The 15626-nt window shown below is 66.4% G+C and carries 13 protein-coding genes; 3 read left to right on the top strand and 10 right to left on the bottom strand.

The window, feature by feature from the left end; all coding sequences use genetic code 11:
- The first annotated feature begins 45 nt into the window (after positions 1 to 45).
- Positions 46 to 495, top strand: a complete 450-nt coding sequence (gene cynS / locus AB4850_RS04190) for a cyanase (protein WP_414441346.1) — start codon at positions 46 to 48, stop codon at positions 493 to 495.
- Between the two features lie 449 nt (positions 496 to 944).
- Entirely contained in the window at positions 945 to 2339 is a 1395-nt protein-coding gene (locus AB4850_RS04185; RefSeq protein ID WP_414441345.1) for a TIGR00366 family protein, read from the top strand.
- Positions 2340 to 2450: 111 nt separating this feature from the next.
- On the opposite strand, the gene AB4850_RS04180 is transcribed toward AB4850_RS04185, so the two are convergent.
- From AB4850_RS04180 to AB4850_RS04170, 3 genes are all read right to left on the bottom strand, one after another.
- Entirely contained in the window at positions 2451 to 3710 is a 1260-nt protein-coding gene (locus AB4850_RS04180; protein WP_414441344.1) for a type II toxin-antitoxin system HipA family toxin, read from the bottom strand.
- The gene (locus tag AB4850_RS04175; RefSeq protein ID WP_414441955.1) at positions 3703 to 4020 is read right to left on the bottom strand and encodes a helix-turn-helix domain-containing protein; all 318 of its coding nucleotides are present in this window, start codon (positions 4018 to 4020) and stop codon (positions 3703 to 3705) included. The genes AB4850_RS04180 and AB4850_RS04175 overlap by 8 nt, the downstream gene beginning before the upstream one ends.
- A 166-nt stretch (positions 4021 to 4186) precedes the next feature.
- A complete protein-coding gene (locus AB4850_RS04170) occupies positions 4187 to 4696 on the bottom strand; it encodes an Lrp/AsnC family transcriptional regulator (protein ID WP_414441343.1) in 510 nt (169 codons plus the stop codon).
- 172 nt (positions 4697 to 4868) lie between these two features.
- Between AB4850_RS04170 and mdeB the strand changes: the two genes are divergently transcribed.
- A complete protein-coding gene (gene mdeB, locus AB4850_RS04165; protein ID WP_414441342.1) occupies positions 4869 to 7592 on the top strand; it encodes an alpha-ketoglutarate dehydrogenase in 2724 nt (907 codons plus the stop codon).
- 54 nt (positions 7593 to 7646) lie between these two features.
- Here mdeB and AB4850_RS04160 read toward each other — a convergent pair whose 3' ends face one another.
- The 7 genes from AB4850_RS04160 to AB4850_RS04130 all read right to left on the bottom strand — a co-directional run bounded on the left by AB4850_RS04160 (position 7647) and on the right by AB4850_RS04130 (position 15463).
- A complete protein-coding gene (locus AB4850_RS04160; protein ID WP_414441341.1) occupies positions 7647 to 7838 on the bottom strand; it encodes a hypothetical protein in 192 nt (63 codons plus the stop codon).
- Between the two features lie 108 nt (positions 7839 to 7946).
- On the bottom strand, positions 7947 to 8750 hold the full coding sequence (locus AB4850_RS04155) for a response regulator transcription factor (protein ID WP_414441340.1): 804 nt from the start codon (positions 8748 to 8750) through the stop codon (positions 7947 to 7949).
- Positions 8751 to 9208: 458 nt separating this feature from the next.
- On the bottom strand, positions 9209 to 10318 hold the full coding sequence (gene sfnG, locus AB4850_RS04150) for a dimethylsulfone monooxygenase SfnG (protein ID WP_414441339.1): 1110 nt from the start codon (positions 10316 to 10318) through the stop codon (positions 9209 to 9211).
- Positions 10319 to 10452: 134 nt separating this feature from the next.
- Positions 10453 to 11607 carry an enoyl-CoA hydratase/isomerase family protein gene (locus AB4850_RS04145; RefSeq protein ID WP_414441338.1) on the bottom strand — a complete coding sequence of 385 codons (1155 nt, stop codon included), beginning with the start codon at positions 11605 to 11607 and terminating at the stop codon, positions 10453 to 10455.
- Positions 11604 to 12506: a 3-hydroxyisobutyrate dehydrogenase gene (gene mmsB / locus AB4850_RS04140; RefSeq protein WP_414441337.1), complete on the bottom strand. Its 903-nt coding sequence runs from the start codon at positions 12504 to 12506 to the stop codon at positions 11604 to 11606. Before mmsB ends, AB4850_RS04145 begins: the two co-directional genes overlap by 4 nt.
- A 57-nt stretch (positions 12507 to 12563) precedes the next feature.
- Positions 12564 to 14252, bottom strand: coding sequence for an AMP-binding protein (locus tag AB4850_RS04135; RefSeq protein WP_414441336.1), 1689 nt, complete (start codon positions 14250 to 14252; stop codon positions 12564 to 12566).
- A 77-nt stretch (positions 14253 to 14329) separates the two neighbouring features.
- A complete protein-coding gene (locus AB4850_RS04130; RefSeq protein ID WP_414441335.1) occupies positions 14330 to 15463 on the bottom strand; it encodes an acyl-CoA dehydrogenase in 1134 nt (377 codons plus the stop codon).
- Between the last annotated feature and the right edge of the window lie 163 nt (positions 15464 to 15626).

Here is a 15626-nt window from a genome sequence, read left to right as displayed (position 1 = left end):
CGGCGTGGCGTTCCCTGTTCAGTTGTCCCAACGGAGCCAGCAGCGATGATTTCGAGCCGCGAAGAAGTGACCAGGATGATTCTGTCCGCCAAGGTGCGCAAGGGCATCAAGTGGACGCAGGCCGCCGAGGCCACCGGCCTGTCGAAGGAGTTCACCACGGCCGGCTGCCTCGGCCAGATGACGTTCGACAAGCCGCAGGCCGAGGCGCTCGGCAAGCTGTTCGAGCTGCCCGACGAGGCCGTGGCGTGGCTGCAGATCGTGCCGTACAAGGGCTCGCTGCCGTCCGCCGTGCCGACCGATCCGCTGATCTACCGCTGGTACGAGATCGTCAACGTGTACGGCACCACCATCAAGGAGCTGATCCACGAGGAATTCGGCGACGGCATCATGAGCGCGATCGATTTCTCGATGGATATCCAGCGCGAGAAGGACCCGAAGGGCGACCGCGTCAACGTCGTGCTGTCGGGCAAATTCCTGCCGTACAAGCAGTACTGAGCGCCCCTTCGCGCCGGGCGCCTCGTCGCCCGGCCCGCCTTCCCGCCTTACCGATTCATTTCAACTTCCGCCGATCGCCTTTCAATTCGCATTCATCGTGCATTGAACTCAGGCGAAATACCCCTATCGTCCTCTGCCGCGCCTTGACACCGGTTTCGCACACGGCGATCATGGCCGCGTTCGATTATCGAAACAGTGTTCGAATATCGAACTTATAACAAGAACAGGCTGGCCGGCCGACGCGCGTGAGCACACCGAACGCGCGACGTGGCCGACGCGACATCAACCCGCTGCGCCGAGGCATCCGCCTTGAGCACCTGGAGGAGCACCGCACCCTGTCCCGCTTGCGCCGCACCGGCTTGCCGTGCGCGCGGGCGGGCGCATCCGCATGCCGATCCTGGCGCCCCGGCCAGCCAGCAGACACCCCTGCTGCGCAACCGACTGACAGCATGCAAAGAGACCGTACCCTCGCCCACCCGCCCGCTCGCGAATCGCGCGGCGTGGTATCCGCCCTCGTCTACGTGTTCGAACGCGTCATGCCCGACCCGTTCGTGCTCTCGATCTGCCTGACCGCGTTGGTCGCCGTGCTCGCGTTCGTCATCGCGCCCAAGGGCGACGTGCCGACCGTGCTCGGCGCCTGGTATGAAGGCACGTTCGGCATCCTCGGCTTCGCGTTGCAGATGATCCTGATCCTCGCCACCGGCTATGCGATCGCCGAAGCGCCCGTGGTGCAGCGCGGCCTGCGCGCGATGGCCGCGCACGCCCAGACGCCGGCCCGCGCCGCGCTGCTGGTGTTTCCGGTGGTGGCCGTGGCGGCCTGGCTGAACTGGGGGCTCGGGCTGATCGTCGGCGCGATGCTGTCGCGCGAAATCGCGCGGCGCGTGCGTGTCGATTTCGCGTGGCTGGTGGCCGGCAGCTATTCGGCCTGGTCGATCTGCAACAGCGGGCTATCCAGCTCGATCGCGCTGTCGCAGGCTTCGCACGGCAACGCGCTGAACCTCGTCGAGAAGGCCACCGGCCAGGTCGTGCCGCTCGCCAGCACCGTGTTCGCGCCGTTCGTGTTCGTGCCGACCGTGCTGGTGGTGGTGGTGATGACGGCGATCTTCATCCGCATGCATCCGCGCGAGCAAGACGTGGTGCCGTTCGGCGAGGCCGCGGAAAGCGAAGCCGGCGGCAGCGTCAGCGACGATCCGCATGCGCGCGCGAGCGGCGGCACGCCGTCGTTCGCCACGCGGCTCGAACAGTCGATGCTCGGCACCGCGCTGCTGTTGCTGTTCGGCGTGGGCTTCCTGGTGATGGAATGGCGCGAGCACCGCTTCGATCTCGACATCAACACCACCATCCTGATCTTCCTGATGATCGGCCTCGCGCTGCAGCGCACGCCGATCGCCTACGCCAACGCGATCCGCCGCGCCGCGCGCCAGACCGGCTCGATGCTGCTGCAATACCCGGTGTACGGCGGGATCATGGGCATGATGAAGGGCACCGGGCTGGCCTCGATGATCGCCAAGGCGTTCGTGACGATCGCCACGCCGATGACGCTGCCGCTGTGGAGCTACCTCAGCTCGCTGATCATCACGCTGCTGGTGCCGAGCGCCGGCGGCCACTGGGCCGTGCAGGGGCCGTTCGTGCTGCCGGCCGCGCTGAGCCTGCACGCGTCGGTGCCGCGCACCGCGATGGGCGTGGCGATGGCCGAGAACGTGTCGAACATGCTGCAGCCGTTCTGGGCGGTGCCGATCGTCGCGATCGCGGGCATCCGGATTCAGCGGGTGATGGGGTATACGGCGGTGACGTTCGCGGTGTCGCTGGTGGTGTATGCGGTGGCGCTGTGGCTGGTGCCTTGATGGCTGGAAGCCCGCGGGAATCGAGGCGCCTGAGTGGGAAACGGGTGCCGAGATTCCGCCAGTTTACCGATCGCTGCTGCATGCTGGACGAAGACTGTGGCCCCGGCGACCTCACTGCAGTCGCGCCACGTTCTCGTCAATACGGCGCTGGATCGTGCGCAAGGTATCTCGAGTCATAACGAACCGGGACATGCTATCTGCGATGTCCGTGAACTGGCGGGCCACATCACAAATGCGGTCGATTATCGTAGCGCCCACTTCCTGGGGGACTTCGGCTTCTTCAGCCAGTCGAAGCATGTGCGCGCGGGAAATCTCCAATGCCTCTCCCATCACGTCCATCTGATGGTATCCACCCGGCCCCTCGCAGAAGGTCACGTCGTATGCCGGCGCCAATCTCCATTGCCCCTCCGGCGCCATGGTGTACGCGAAATTCTTGGGGTGATCGTCGCGATTGTTGAATGCAACGTTGAAGACGGCACGCTCGAAGGCTCTTCCCATCTCTCGCACATCGTTCGTGCACATCTGTGTCGCCCGCAAGAAGCTGACGTACTCCAACGACCCCGGCGTCCGATAATCGGCGCCCGTAAAAGCGGCAAGGCTTTGCATGGGCACCCGTAGTCCGTCGTGGCGATCAAAACGCTTGCTGGCGAATGCCGCCAGCCCGTTCGGCAAACTGAAGTACTGCGTGTCCGGCGTCTCGATGCCACATTTGCGCAGGCATTCCGCATAGACCATCTCGATGGCGCATACCTCGGGGTGTTCGTCTTTAGCGGGGAACTTGACCAGCCAGGCTTCGAAGCCCGGCGTGACGGCAGTGGTCAACCCGCCGGATTGGGGATCGCGGTAAACCAGGGCTTTAGGCCTTGCACCTTGAGGCGAGCCGCCCACCAACAGCAACGTCTGCAGGAACTCCCCCCCCTTTCCATGGAGTACATCCTGCACTTCGGCAGCCAGCTGTTCCAATGGGATATGGACGTCCGGTTCTCCTCCTCTGGGGGCCACGGGCTCGAACGTCATGGCCCCCATCGCGTTGCGGCCGATGTAGCCCAACCTTTCGAGGGCGCCAATCCGCGCCGTGGTGAGCCCACGGCTCCTGAACATACGATCCATCAGCAACATGCCCCACCCGTCCGGCAAGGCGTCATAAACAGGCCCTGGCAATTGCATCTGGTGGCTCGGGAAATCTCGCCGCAACTGAGGCCCCGCCAGAGGCAGCGTATACGAGGACAATTCCAGGCCTCTCCGCCTGGCTTCACTGCCGTACTCGAACACGATCAGCGGGCGACCGGTCAGCGCAGTCGTGGAGACCAGCGTCCCCCAATGCCATCGCTCACCCCAGCCCTCGTAGAAAACGTTGACCTCTTCAAGCATTGTCGAGCCTCTTTTTCTTCGTGCGGAGGCGATTGACGCTGTTTTCGTAACGCCGAATGTCCTCGATGCTGTCCAGCTTGGGTAGGAACAAGCCTTCGAGCTCCTTGACTCGGCCAAGAACCATCGCCACTCGAACCACGGCCTCGAAGCCGACATTGCGCCCGGCCTCCAGATTGGACACGGTGTTTGTTCCGATGCCGGCACGCCCGGCCAGATCAGCCTGTGTCATACCCAGAGCCAAACGCTCCGTTCGCAAGCGAGCACAGAGGCGCTTGACGACCTCGGCAGGCTTGTTGAGGCTTAAATCCAACGTAGTGTGCATCGACCTCTTCTCCGCAACCAGCATCCCGAAATGTGGAATTGACAGCAATTTTTCTCGTACATCGTAACTCCACAATTCCAAATACTATTGACTAAAAACCGCACATAATCCACATTATAATGGAATTAACTCTAGTTCCCTAGTGGAGCAGCCCCTATTCCTCCTCCCGACTCAACGTCAACCCCGCCGCCGGCAACGGCAACGCCGTCCGATACCGCACCTGCTTCAGCGCAAAGCTCGACCGAATATTCGACACGCCCGGAATCGTCGTCAGCCGGTCGATGATGAAGCGCTCCAGCCCGTGCATGCTCTGCACCACCACGCGCAGCAGATAATCGGCGTCGCCCGACATCAGATAGCACTCCATCACCTCGGGCCGCTGGTCGATCGCCAACTCGAAGCGGCGCAGCGCGTCCTCCTGCTGCTTCTCCAGGCTGACCTGGATGAACACGTTGAGCTTGAGACCAAGCGGCTCGGGATCGAGCAGCGTCACCTGCTGCTTGAACAAGCCGAGCTTTTCGAGCGCCTTCACGCGGTTGAAGCACGGCGTGGGCGACAGGTTCACGGCACGCGCCAGTTCGGCATTGGTGATGCGCGCGTTCTGCTGAAGCTGGTTCAGGATCGCGATATCGGTGCGATCGAGCCGGATCGAATCATTGGGCATGAATGTAACAATTCCTGGAATGAGCGAAATTCTGGAATATTTATACTGCACGCTAGCCAAAACGCAAGCCAATACAGACACACATTCCGCGATCGGCTCAGTACGCTTGTCGGATCGCCGCGTTCACCGCGCCGCGGCCCCACATGCAGCCTCCCCTTGCCGGAGCATCACCATGACCGACCTGTCGAACGGCGTGCCGTCGATTCTCGCCCTCCCCGCCCATCCGATCGACGACGACCCGGTCGAAACCGGCGAATGGCTTGCCGCGCTCGACGGCGTGGTCGAACATGCCGGCCCCGAGCGCGCGCATTACCTGCTCGACCGGCTCGCCGCGCAAGCCTCGGCGCAAGGGCTGGCCACCGGCCGCGTGCGCGCCACGCCGTACGCCAACACGATTCCCGTCGAGGCCCAGCCGCCGTACCCGGGCGACCTCGAAATCGAGGCGAAGCTGGCCGCCGCGCTGCGCTGGAATGCGCTGGCGATGGTGGTGCGCGCGAATCGCGCCTATGGCGAGCTGGGTGGCCATATCGCCAGCTACGCATCGGCGGCGGACCTGTTCGAAGTGGGTTTCAACCATTTCTTCCAGGCATCCGGCCCCGAACGCGACGCCGATCTCGTCTATTTCCAGCCGCACTCGGCGCCGGGCGTCTACGCGCGCGCGTTTCTCGAAGGCTTCCTCAGCGAAGCGCAGCTCGACCATTACCGCCGCGAAATCGCCGGCCCCGGTTTGTGCTCGTACCCGCACCCGTGGCTGATGCCCGATTTCTGGCAGTTCCCCACCGGCTCGATGGGGATCGGGCCGATCAACGCGATCTACCAGGCGCGCTTCATGCGCTACCTCCAGCATCGCCAACTGCTCGGCACCGAAGACCGCACGGTGTGGGGCTTCTTCGGCGATGGCGAGATGGACGAACCGGAATCGATCGGCGCGCTGTCGCTGGCCGCACGCGAGCAACTGGACAACCTCGTGTTCGTCATCAATTGCAATCTGCAACGGCTCGACGGCCCGGTGCGCGGCAACGGCCGCGTCATCGACGAGCTCGAAACGCTGTTCGCCGGCGCGGGCTGGAACGTCATCAAGGTGCTGTGGGGATCGGATTGGGACCCGCTGTTCGCGCGCGACCGCGACGGCGCGCTGTTGCGCGCGTTCGCCAACACGGTGGACGGCCAGTTCCAGACCTTCTCGGCCAACGACGGCGCCTACAACCGCGAGCACTTCTTCCAGCAGAACCCGCAGCTCGCCGCGCTGGCCGCGCACCTGAGCAACGACGACATCGACCGCCTGCGCCGCGGCGGCCACGACGTGCGCAAGCTGCACGCGGCCTACGCGAAGGCGCGCGCGCATCGCGGCCAGCCCACGGTGATCCTGGCCAAGACGATGAAGGGCTTCGGGATGGGCGCGATCGGCCAGGGCCGCATGACCACCCATCAGCAGAAGAAGCTCGACCTCGACGACCTGAAGGCGTTCCGCGACCGCTTCGCGCTGCCGCTGTCGGACGACGAGGTGGCCGACGTGAAGTTCTACCGCCCCGCCGCCGACAGCCCCGAGATGCGCTACCTGCACGCGCGCCGCCAGGCGCTCGGCGGCTACCTGCCGCGCCGCCGCCGCGAGGCCGGCACGCCGCTGGCGGTGCCGCCGCTGGCGGCGTGGGGGCAGTTCGCGCTCGACGCGGACGGCAAGACGATGTCCACCACCACCGCCGTGGTACGCATGCTCGGCGGCCTGTTGAAGGCGCCGTCGATCGGCGAACGGATCGTGCCGGTGGTGGCCGACGAGGCTCGCACGTTCGGCATGGCCAACCTGTTCCGCCAGGTCGGCATCTACTCGCCGCACGGCCAGCGCTATCAGCCCGAGGATCTCGGCTCGATGCTCTATTACCGCGAATCCACCAACGGGCAGATCCTGGAGGAAGGCATCTCGGAAGCGGGCGCGATCTCGTCGTGGATCGCGGCGGCCACGGCCTACAGCGTGCACGACCTGCCGATGCTGCCGTTCTACATCTACTACTCGATGTTCGGCTTCCAGCGCATCGGCGACCTGATCTGGGCCGCCGCCGACCAGCGTGCCCGCGGCTTCCTGATCGGCGCGACCTCGGGCAAGACCACGCTCGGCGGCGAAGGCCTTCAGCACCAGGACGGCACCAGCCACCTGGCCGCGTCGGCGATTCCGAACTGCCGCGCCTGGGACCCGGCCTTCGCCTACGAAGCCGCGCTGCTGATCGAGCACGGCATGCGCGAGATGGGCGAGCAGCAACGCGACGTGTTCTATTACCTGACGGTCACCAACGAAAATTACGCCCAGCCCTCGATGCCGGCCGGCGACGCGGTGCGCGAGGGCATCCTGCGCGGCCTGTATTCGTTGCAGCCGGAGCGGCACGCGTCGGCGCGCGTGCAGTTGCTCGGCTCGGGCGCGATCATGACCGAGGTGCTCGCGGCAGCCACGATGCTGGAAACCGATTGGGGCGTAGAGGCGCAAGTGTGGAGCGTGACGAGCTACACCGAGCTGCATCGCGAGGCGATCGCGGCCGAACGGGCGGAGCGGCTGGGGGAATCCGAGGATGAAGCGGAGGGAGAAGCCGGTCTGGAAACGGCGGTCGGTTCGGCACTGCGCGGCGCGCAAGGCCCTGTGATCGCAACCAGCGACTACGCACGGGCGTTGCCGGAATTGATCCGCGCGTTCGTGCCGGCGCAGTACGTGACGCTCGGCACCGACGGCTTCGGCCGCAGCGACACGCGACAGGCGCTGCGCGAGTTCTTCGAGGTCGACCGCGCTTCGATCGTGGTGGCGGCGCTGCATGCGCTGGCCGGCCAGGGTTCGGTCGATCGCGCGGTGGTGCGCGCGGCGCGGGAGCGTTACGGCAAGGACGGCCGCCGTGCGGCGTCGTGGCAGTCGTGACGAATGCACGGCGCGCGGCGAGGCGTCAACACCGCGCCGCCGCCGTGCAACGGTTCAGCGGGAGGCCGCCATGGCGGCCGCGGCCGCCGAGTCGTTCATCGCGAACCAGTCGCGCGCGGTCGTGACGATCACGGCCGGCGCGACCGAGCAGCTGCCGAACGCGCGCGACCCATCGGCGCGGTACCACAGTCTCGACACGATTTCGCGCGCATCGCGCATCGTGATTTCGGGAAAATTCTTCAACATGGCCCTTCTCTCTCGGTATCGATCCAGACGGCGCACACCGGCCTGCTGTCGGCAGAGGTCGCGGCGCAACGCCGAGCACAACGGTTTCGGTGCAAAAATGTGGCGGCTTCACGCCCCGTCGAGCACCCACTTGACGAGCCCGTGACGTCCCTTGAAGCCCAGCTTGGCGGCTGAACGCTTGATATAGGTTTCGATGGTGCTGGGCTTGACGCCGAGCTTCTCGGCCATCTCGCGAAACGTGCTGCCGCTCAACAGGCCGACGCACACCTCGATCTCGCGATCGGACAACACCACGGCAACGCTGGACAAGCGGCGCTCGAACTCGCTGCGCAACAGCGCCTGGCGGTTCGGGTCGGCGGCATGGCCATCGGCCGGCTCCGGCCGGGCACCCGCGGCAAAACGCCGGTGGGACGCGTGGATTTCGACGAGCGGCAACAGCATTTCGGCGCAGCTCTTCAAAAACGACATTTCCTGCAACGTGAAATCGTAGGCCTGATAGGGACGGTACAGCGAGATCACGAAGCGCCGGTTCGCCTTGCGCGAGACCAGGTGACATTGGAACCCACGCTCATGACGGCACGATGGCAATGCCTCACGCGTGTCGTCACGCAACTGCGGGGGATTCAGGTGAATCAGTTGGGTGTCCGAGGCATCGAGCACCTTGCGCGACAGCGGATCGTGCGCGGGATCGGCCTTCGGCATGACCGGGCGGATGTCCTGATCGTGCGAGGCGAAGGCGCCCAGCAGATGCACGTCGACGATTTCGCCGCGGCTCTCGTTGACCGACCAGGCGGTGATCTTGGTCGAGGCCAGCTCGACGGAACCGGCGAGCAGCGCGTGCAGGTTCGACGCGAAGCGCTCGGTGCCGGTGCTGGAGATGATTCTCCCTAGCTTGCCAAATAGCTCGACCAATTGGTTTTCCTCGGAATGTTCTGTTTATCCGGCTTGGGCCGCATGCGGCGCCGGTATTGCCCCGTTCGATCCCCTGCCTCGCCCCGCTCGCGCCGGACGCTTTGCATGCCGCACCGGTGTCGCGGCCGACGCCGATGCGGCATGCCCGGGCTGCTCCTCTCAAAGCAGCCGGCGATCATCGCCGTGCAGCGCGCGAAACCGGCCATGTTTTTGGCCTGGCGAACGCTGCCGGAAATTCTCAGAGTTGCGACTGTACTGGATTTTCGATGACGCCGCTGTTGCTCGCCAAAATACTTTTCGGATGCCTTCGCATCGGTCGCGGCAACGGCGGGAAAATTCGCGCAAAGCGAGGCGCAGCAATGAATGGCGGCGCGAAACTGCGATTGCAGCCGAGGCTTGAAAACCTGTCGAAACAGCCGGGCAAAACTGCGATCGCATGCCCGGCTCGCGACATCACGTCACGCCGGTTGCGCCTCGCGTTGGCGCTCGAGTTCGCGCACCAGCGGCAGCACGCGCTCGCCGAAATACACCACCTCCTCGTGGTAATGCAGGAAGCCGGCCAGCACGAGATCGACGCCGATCGCCTTCAACGCGACGATCCGCTCGGCGATCTGCTGCGGCGTGCCGATCAGGTTGGTGCGGAAGCCGTCGTTGTACTGCACGAGATCCGCGAACGTGGAGTTGGCCCACATGCCCTGCCCGTCGGGCGCGGCCTTGCCGGCCTGCTTGACCGCGTGGCCGAACGCGTTCACGGCGTCCACGTCGGCATGGCGCACGATCTCGTCGAGCACGGCGCGCGCTTCTTCCTCGGTATCGCGGGCGATCACGAACGCGTTGACGCCGAAGCGCACGCGCCGCCCCTGCTGCGCGGCGGCGGCGCTGATCTCGTCGATCTGCGCGCGGTGGCCGTCGAGCGTGTTGCCGTTCATGAAATACCAGTCGGACACGGCCGCCGCCATCTTGCGCGCGGCCGCCGAATTGCCGCCCTGGAAGATTTCCGGGTGCGGTTGTTGAAGCGGCTTCGGCTTCAGCGTGTAATCGTTGAAGCGGTAGAAATCGCCCTTGAACGTGAAGTTGTCCTCGGTCCACACGCCGCGCACGGCGCGGATGAATTCCTCGGAGCGGCGGTAGCGTTCGTCGTGTTCGAGCCACGGCTCGCCGAGCGCCGTGAATTCGCCCTTGAACCAGCCGCTGACCACGTTGATGGCGACGCGCCCGCCCGTCAGTTGATCGATGGTCGCCAGTTGCTTGGCGACCACGGCCGGGTGCCACGGCCCCGGCAGGATCGCAGCGATCACCTTGAGCCGCTCGGTGGCCGCCAGCAGCGCGTGGCTGATCGCCACCGATTCGTGCTGGTATTCGGCGCCGTAACCGGCCGTGAAGCGGATTTGCGACAGCGCGTAATCGAAGCCGTGACGCTCGGCGAGTTGCGCGAGCTTGCGGTTGTAATCGGCGTCCCAACTGGTGCGCTGCTCGATCTTGCTGACCACCAGGCCGCCGCTGACATTGGGCACCCAGTAGGCGAATTTCAGCGCTTCGGGCGGCTGGCTGATCGGCTCGTGACTCATCGACGGATTCCTCGCATGAAAGGACGGAACGGCCGGAGCAGGCGCCGGCCGGGCGTTCGACTCATGCTAGGTTTGCGGTTCGATGCGGACAACCAATCAATTCGACTATCGATTCCGCCTCGGCGGCATAGGCCTCAGTCGCGCCCCAGATCGGCGAGCGGGTGGGTATCGGGCGTCCACGGCGACGACAGGAAATGCCGCACGCGCTCGCCGCTCACCTCGGCCAGCGAGGCCGGCGACCAGCGCGGCCGGCGATCCTTGTCGACCAGATGCGCGCGCACGCCCTCGATGAAATCGCCTTCCTCGATCGCGCGCACGCCGATCTCCAGCTCCATGCGAAACGCTTCGGCCAGCGTCATCTGCCGCCCGCGCAGCAGCGCGTCGCGCGTCACCGCCAGCATGGTGGGCGAATGTCCGAGCAGCGCATCGAGCGTGGCCAGCAGCCATTGGCGGTATTCGCGGCCGGTTTCGTCGCGGTCGAGTTCCTGGCGCAGCGTCGCGACGATCCGCTCGACGCTGGAGCGGCGATCGAAGTGCCGCACGATCCACGGCAACTGGCCTTCGAGCGCGGCGTGCGGCACGACGTTGGCCGGCGGTTCGAACACCGCGCGCAACGCGCCGGGCAGATCGGCGCCGGTGAAATCGGCGCGTTCGAGCCGCTGCTCGAACGTATCGAGCCACGCGCCCGGCACGCACACGTCGGCCAGCCGCGCGGCCAGCGCATCGGCGCCCGACAGCGTCACGCCGGTCAGCCCGATGTAGAGCGCCAGTTCCACCGGCAGCGCCGACAGGAAATGCGTCGCGCCCACGTCGGGCACGAAGCCGATGCGCGTCTCGGGCATCGCGATCTTGCTGCGCTCGGTGGTGACGCGCAGCGCCGCGCCCTGCGCGAGCCCCATGCCGCCGCCCATGGTGATGCCGTCCATCAGCGCCACCAGCGGCTTGGGGAACGTGTGCAGCGCGTAATCGAGCCGGTATTCGTCGACGAAAAAGCCGATCCAGTCGCGCGAGCCGGCCTGGGCCTCGCGATAGAGCGCACGGACGTCGCCGCCTGCGCAAAAGCCCTTGCCGCCCGCGCCGCGCAGCACCACGGCGACGATCGCGTCGTCGCGGCGGCAGCGTTCGATCAGCACGGCCAGCTCGCGCACCATCGCGTGCGACAGCGCATTGAGCGCGGCCGGCCGGTCGAGCGTGACCACGGCGACGCGGTTGATCACGCGCATCGTCACTTCGGGCGGGGCGGCGGTGGCGGCGGCCGTGCGGCCGTCGGTGTCGTTCAATGCAGTCATCGGGATTCCTGTTTTTCCGGCATCTGGTAGAGGCGGATCACCGCCGAGAAATCGAGCCGGCCGTCGCCGCGGCTGCTCAGGGTCTGGTAAAGCTGCTGCGCGAGCGCGCCGAGATAGACGGGCTGGCGCACCTGCCGCGCCGCCTCGCCGGCGAGGCCGAGATCCTTCAGCATCAGGTCGGTGCCGAAGCCGCCGGTGTAGCCGCGCGAGGCCGGCGCCGTCTCGATCACGCCGGGGTACGGGTTGTAGGTGTCGGCGCTCCAGCAGCGGCCGGTGGAGGTGCCGAGGATACCGCCGAGCACCTTCGGATCGATGCCGAGCGCCGCGCCCAGCGCCATCGCCTCGGCCACACCGGCCATCGAGATGCCGAGCACGAGGTTGTTGCAGATCTTCGCCACCTGTCCCATGCCCACCGGCCCGCAATGCACGAGGTTGCGGCCCATCCCGCTCAGGATCGGCGAGACGTGCGCGAACGCCTCGGCGCTGCCGCCCACCATGAAGGTCAGCGTGCCGGCCGCCGCGCCGCCGGTGCCGCCCGACACCGGCGCATCGACGAAATGCCCGCCGCGCGCCTCGACCATCGCGCCGAACGCCTGTGCGCTGGCCGGATCGATGGTGCTCGAATCGATCACCGTGGCGCCCGGCGCGAGCCCGGCCAGCACGCCGTCGTCGGCCGTCAGCGCGGCGCGCACGTGCGCGGCGGCGGGCAGCATCGTGATCACGCAGGCCGCTTCGGCGGCTGCGTCGCGCGCCGACGCGGCCAGCGTCGCGCCGCCGTCGGCCACCAGCCGCAGCGCGTCGGCATTGAGGTCGAACGCCTGCACATCGTGGCCCGCCTTGACGAGATTCAGCGCCATCGGCGCGCCCATGTGGCCGAGTCCGACAAATCCGATCTTCATGATGCGTCTCCCGGTTGTTACGTCATCCTATATTTCCGGCTGCATGTCCGGCCGACTTCAGGCCGGGAAATCCTCTTCCCAGTATTCGTCGGGCATGCGCACCGCCGGATCGGCATCGCGCTCGATCTCGCGCCGTCGCAACTCCACGCGGCGGATCTTGCCGGAGATCGTCTTCGGCAACTCGGCGAACTGCAGGCGGCGGATGCGCTTGTACGGCGCCAGCTTCTCGCGCGAGAAGCGGAAGATCTCGCGCGCCAGCGCCTCGCCCGGCTCGTAGCCGGCGCGCAGCGTGATGAAGGTTTTCGGCACCGACAGCCGCAGCGGATCGGGGCTCGGCACCACGGCAGCCTCGCCGATCGCCGGATGCTCGATCAGCACGCTTTCGAGTTCGAACGGGCTCAGGCGATAGTCGGACGACTTGAACACGTCGTCGGCGCGGCCGATGTAGAGGTAGTAGCCGTCACTGCGGCGCAGCGCGATGTCGGAGGTGCGGTAAAAGCCGTCGCGCATCGCCTGCGCGGTCGCTTCGGCATGGTTCGCGTAGCCGCGCATCAGGCCGCCGGGCCGCTCGCCGTCGAGCGGCAGCGCCACCTCGCCCTCCTCGACCGGCGCGCCGTCGGGGTCGAGCAGCGTCACGCGATAGCCGGGCATCGGCCGCCCCATCGAGCCGGCCACCACCGGCTGGCCCGGCGAATTGCCGATCACGCAGGTGGTTTCGGTCTGGCCGTAGCCATCGCGGATCGTGATGCCCCAGGCGCGGCGCACGCGCTCGATGATCTCGGGATTGAGCGGCTCGCCCGCGCCGATGATCTCGCGCAGCTTCACCGCGTAATCGGCCAGCGGCTGCTGCACGAGCATGCGCCAGACGGTCGGCGGCGCGCACAGCGTGGTGATGTCGTAGCGCACCAGCGTATCGAGCGCCTGCTTCGGATCGAAGCGCGTGTAGTTGAACGCGAACACGCAGGCCTGCGCATTCCACGGCGCGAACAGGCAGCTCCATGCGTGCTTGGCCCAGCCCGGCGAGCTGATGTTCCAGTGGATGTCGCCGGGCTGCAGGCCGATCCAGTACATCGTCGAGAGGCTGCCGATCGGGTAGGTGCGATGCGTGTGCTCGACGAGCTTCGGCTTCGAGGTGGTGCCCGACGTGAAATACAGCAGCAGCGTGTCGTCGGCGTGGGTGGGTGCGTCGGGCATGAACTCGGCCGATGCGGCGTAGCCGTCGTCGTAACGCAGCCAGCCGTCGCGCGTGCCGCCCACCACGATCCGCGTCAGGTTCACGCCGGCCTCGTCGAACTTGGCCGCTTCGTCGGCATCGATCACGGCGTAGCGCGCTCCACCGATCGACACGCGGTCGCGGATATCGTCGGCGGACAGTTGCGTGGTGGCCGGCAGCACCACCGCCCCGAGCTTCATCGCCGCCAGCATGGTTTCCCACAACTCGACGCGGTTCGGCAGCATCAGCAGGATGCGGTCGCCGCGCCCCACGCCGATCGCGCGCAGGTGATTCGCAATCCTTGACGATTGTTCCGACATCCGTGCGAACGACACCGGCTCGCCCGTGCCCGTCGCTGCATCGACGATCCACAGCGCCGGTTGCGCATTGCCGCGCGCCATCGGGTCGAAATAGTCGAGCGCCCAGTTGAACGACTCGACGCTCGGCCAGCGAAACTCGCGATACGCCGTGTCGTAATCGGTGCGGTGCCTCAGCAGAAAATCGCGGGCGTCGAGGAATGCCTGTGCCGTCATCGTGTCGTCTCCTTCGGTCTCGCGCACGTTATCGTGCATCGTCGTGATTCGTGCGTGCCGCCTGCCGGCACGCGATGCTAGAGCTGCCGCGCGATCACCATGCGCTGCACTTCGCTGGTGCCTTCGTAGATCTGCGTGATGCGCGCGTCGCGATAATGGCGCTCCACGTCGTAGTCGGTCAGGTAGCCGTAACCGCCGTGAATCTGGATCGCGTCCGAGCATACCGCCTCGGCCATCTCGGAGGCGAACAGTTTGGCCTGCGAAGCTTCCGACAGGCACGGCAGGCCCTCGGTGCGCAACCGCGCCGCATGATGCACGAGCAGCCGCGCCGCGTTCAGTTGCGTGACCATGTTCGCGAGCTTCTCGGCGATCGCCTGATGCGCGGCAATCGGTTTGCCGAACTGGATGCGTTCCGACGCATAGCGGCGCGCCTTGTCGAACGCGGCGCGCGCGATGCCCACCGCCTGCGCCGCGATGCCGATGCGGCCGCCTTCGAGGTTCGCGAGCGCGATCTTCAGCCCCTCGCCGCGCGCGCCGAGCAGGTTCGCTTCGGGGATCGCGCAATGCGTCAGCGTGACCGGGCAGGTGTCCGACGCGCGAATGCCGAGCTTCTTCTCGGGCTTGCCGACCTGGAAGCCGGGCGTGTCGGTCGGCACGAGAAACGCCGACAGGCCGCGCTTGCCCAGGTCGGGATCGGTCATGGCAAAAACGATCGCCACGCCGGCGCGCGATGCGTTCGAGATGAATTGCTTGTTGCCGTCGAGCACCCATTGGCCGTCCTTCAACACGGCGCGCGTGCGCAGGTTGTTGGCCTCGGAGCCGGCCTGCGGCTCGGTCAGGCAGAACGAGCCGATCATCCGGCCCGACGCGAGCGGGCGCAGCCAGCGCTCGCGCTGTTCGTCGGTGCCGTAGCCGAGGATCGGGCCGCAGCAGACCGAGTTCTGCACGCTCATCAGCGTGGCGCACGACGCGCAGCCGGCCGCGATTTCCTCGACGGCCAGCGCGTAGGCCGTGTAATCGGTGTAGGCGCCATCCCATTCGGGTGGCACCACCATGCCGAGCAGGCCCAGTTCGCCCATCTGCGCGATCACGCGATCGGGCAGCGCGCCGTCGCGATCCCATTGCGCCGCGTTCGGGGCCAGCACTTCGGTGGAAAAATCGCGCACGCTGTCGCGAATCATGCGTTGATCTTCGGTGTAGAGCGCATCCATGGCGTGCCTTGTCTCGTGATCTGATGGGTCGCGCGCCGCGCGGATTGCGGTGCGGCGGCGCGCCGGTAAGGGCAGTGTAGGCAACCCACGGCGCGGTATCGATGCTCGCCGCACTCAATTACAATGATCGTTTTTGCCATACCGCGTTCGTGGCGGCCATAGC

The sequence above is a fragment of the Burkholderia sp. 22PA0106 genome, from assembly GCF_047497155.1.
Taxonomy (GTDB): domain Bacteria; phylum Pseudomonadota; class Gammaproteobacteria; order Burkholderiales; family Burkholderiaceae; genus Burkholderia.
This window is presented reverse-complemented; position numbering and strand designations above follow the sequence as displayed.

What these genes read in the sequence shown, in the direction of transcription:
- cynS (WP_414441346.1), top strand. Translation starts at nt 46, where the DNA reads ATGATTTCGAGCCGCGAAGAAGTGACCAGGATGATTCTGTCCGCCAAG.
- AB4850_RS04185 (WP_414441345.1), top strand. Translation starts at nt 945, where the DNA reads ATGCAAAGAGACCGTACCCTCGCCCACCCGCCCGCTCGCGAATCGCGC.
- AB4850_RS04180 (WP_414441344.1), bottom strand. Translation starts at nt 3,710, where the DNA reads ATGCTTGAAGAGGTCAACGTTTTCTACGAGGGCTGGGGTGAGCGATGG.
- AB4850_RS04170 (WP_414441343.1), bottom strand. Translation starts at nt 4,696, where the DNA reads ATGCCCAATGATTCGATCCGGCTCGATCGCACCGATATCGCGATCCTG.
- mdeB (WP_414441342.1), top strand. Translation starts at nt 4,869, where the DNA reads ATGACCGACCTGTCGAACGGCGTGCCGTCGATTCTCGCCCTCCCCGCC.
- AB4850_RS04160 (WP_414441341.1), bottom strand. Translation starts at nt 7,838, where the DNA reads ATGTTGAAGAATTTTCCCGAAATCACGATGCGCGATGCGCGCGAAATC.
- sfnG (WP_414441339.1), bottom strand. Translation starts at nt 10,318, where the DNA reads ATGAGTCACGAGCCGATCAGCCAGCCGCCCGAAGCGCTGAAATTCGCC.
- AB4850_RS04145 (WP_414441338.1), bottom strand. Translation starts at nt 11,607, where the DNA reads ATGACTGCATTGAACGACACCGACGGCCGCACGGCCGCCGCCACCGCC.
- mmsB (WP_414441337.1), bottom strand. Translation starts at nt 12,506, where the DNA reads ATGAAGATCGGATTTGTCGGACTCGGCCACATGGGCGCGCCGATGGCG.
- AB4850_RS04135 (WP_414441336.1), bottom strand. Translation starts at nt 14,252, where the DNA reads ATGACGGCACAGGCATTCCTCGACGCCCGCGATTTTCTGCTGAGGCAC.
- AB4850_RS04130 (WP_414441335.1), bottom strand. Translation starts at nt 15,463, where the DNA reads ATGGATGCGCTCTACACCGAAGATCAACGCATGATTCGCGACAGCGTG.